1 protein-coding gene is annotated in these 798 nt (G+C 59.1%); it reads right to left on the reverse strand.

All coding sequences use genetic code 11. The annotated features are described in order from the left end of the window. Window positions 1-798, reverse strand: a 798-nt coding sequence (locus I6E78_RS18450) for a hypothetical protein (RefSeq protein ID WP_442960319.1), incomplete at both ends; no start/stop codon positions are given.

A 798-nucleotide genomic window follows, 5' to 3' on the forward strand; every position in this document is an offset into this window, starting at 1 on the left:
CTCGCGCTCCAACTGCATCGCCTTGGTGTTATCCCCACGAAGGCGAGCGATGTTGGCACTTGCCTGTGCAATCTGAATGTCCACGGAAAGTGAAGCCTGTTTGGTCTTCAGCGTGGCGACTTCTTCTGCCGCTTGCAGGCGCAGGTTCCGTGCCAAGTCATTCACGGTGTCTTTGTACTTGGCCGTTATCTCGGCCAGTTTCTGGCGCACAGCCGCGACTTCCTCGTCAGTCTTTTTCCCGTTGATGTTGAGCTTTTCGTACTCTTGCAAGACGAGGATGAGCCGATCCATTTCGGCGCGGTACTCGGCCATCTTGGCCGACTGGTCGCCGTATATCTCAACGGCCAGTTTGCGCGCCGCGACTTCCTGTTTTGCCGCCTCCGTTGACGCCTTGGTCTGCTCGACCTCGGACTGCTTGGTCTTGATGAGTTCGCGCAGCTTCTGCGTCTCTTTTTCCTGCTGATCCGCCGTCGCCTTGTCGGCTTCGAGCTTGGCCTGCTGTGCGACCAACTGTTGCTCCAGGATTTTCAGCTCTTCCTGCTTCGAAGCCGCGACCCGCGCGCTGGCAAGTGCGTACTCTTCCGCCGCTTGGCTGGCTGCCTTCAGGACGCCCTGTTCATCGCCTCGCAACTTCGCCAGCGCCACCAGGGTCTCACCCTCTTCCTTGCGCGCTTTGGCGACGCGCTCCAGGTTCAGCGTCTCGTTCTCCTGCTCTTTGATCAGCGTGGCCGTGGCAATAGAGAGTTGAACGTACTTCGCAGCCGCCTCTAGTGTGGCGTCTCCATTTAGCTGCGCCGC

This window comes from Pseudoalteromonas sp. NZS127, assembly GCF_015864805.1.
Lineage (GTDB): Bacteria > Pseudomonadota > Gammaproteobacteria > Enterobacterales > Alteromonadaceae > Pseudoalteromonas > Pseudoalteromonas nigrifaciens.